Genomic DNA, 629 nt, shown 5'->3' with positions numbered 1-629 from the left:
GCCGGGCTGGTGCGCCGTGAGCAGCAGCGGCGGACGGCGGCGCCAGTTCTCGGCTTCCGCCTGCACCTGGGTTCGGTGCTGCCAGCGCCAGCTCAGCGTGCCCATACCCAACAGCCACAGCACGCCCAGGCTCCAGCCCACTACCTGCTTTAGGGCCGGTGAGGCCCACTCGCTGCGGAAGAAAGCACGGAGCAGCCCATAGGGAATCAGCACGTAGGGTATCAGCCACGCGCCGACGACGAGGAGACACACCAATAGCAGAAAAAGGAGTAACAGAATACCTTCCATCACGACGAAATACGGCGCTTACCTACAACCCGACGAAGGCTTCGTACGCCGACCCGCCGAAGGTACAGCGTTCGGCCGCCCGGTCTCGGCGTAGCAGCCCGGCGCTGTATGCCCGCCAGCTGGTAATATTGCTACCTACCTTACCCAACCATATGAAACGTCTCCTGAACCACCTCGCCCAACTTTTTCTGGCCTTGGCCAAAGCCGTGTCGCACAGCATGGGCATTTCCGCGTAGCCCGCCCGCCCACGCCAGCGAAGCGTATCGCGGCGCTGGTTTCGGCCAGTGCCTGCGCTCCCGTGGAGTTGCCACCGCCTCACCGGCTCCCGGCGCGCTGCCCAC

1 protein-coding gene is annotated in these 629 nt (G+C 64.5%); it reads right to left on the bottom strand.

Translation table 11 applies throughout. The features are described 5' to 3' along the window. The coding region (locus ACYVDE_RS25445; protein ID WP_460504299.1) for a hypothetical protein at positions 1 to 252 on the bottom strand (252 nt) is incomplete at its 3' end. Positions 253 to 629: the final 377 nt, after the last annotated feature.

This window comes from Hymenobacter agri (genome assembly GCF_054778495.1).
This window is presented reverse-complemented; position numbering and strand designations above follow the sequence as displayed.